Below are 408 nucleotides of genomic sequence, written 5' to 3'. Positions count from 1 at the left end.
CGCACTGTTACATCATCGTTGTAATCATTCCACTCAATATAAGGGATCGGAACGATTCTCCGATACTTAAAGCCTCGCTTACCCTTGACCTCACGGATTTCAAAATAAGCCTGCTGTTGCATTCGTTCAATAGCCTGCTTAAAGCGGTAGTTCATATTAGTATCATTAACGCCAAAGAAAGAGAACATCTCTTTTTTGGATAAATGAATTGTGTTGTTGGCTGGTGGCTTGTCAATGTTTAAGACGGATACGGCTAACTCAAACATTTTCATTGGTACCTTGTCCATCTTGGCTACACTTGTGATTAAGTCATTGTGTTCAACCACTGTGCGGTCAGCAAACTTAGCCTTATTTTCTCGACTGATTGCCATAGTAGATCTCCCGGAATTTAATACCTCTTTATGATAC

Annotated in this window: 1 protein-coding gene; it reads right to left on the bottom strand. The window is 40.2% G+C overall.

Annotated features, from left to right (window positions below):
• A partial coding sequence (locus ACFIK0_RS09025) for a replication initiation protein (protein ID WP_375663864.1) occupies nt 1–371 on the bottom strand: 371 nt, incomplete at its 3' end.
• Between the last annotated feature and the right edge of the window lie 37 nt (nt 372–408).

It is taken from the genome of Bartonella sp. CL63NXGY (assembly GCF_042194905.1).
Lineage (GTDB): Bacteria > Pseudomonadota > Alphaproteobacteria > Rhizobiales > Rhizobiaceae > Bartonella.
The sequence above is the reverse complement of the archived record's forward strand: the minus strand, read 5'-3'. Positions and strand labels throughout refer to the sequence as shown.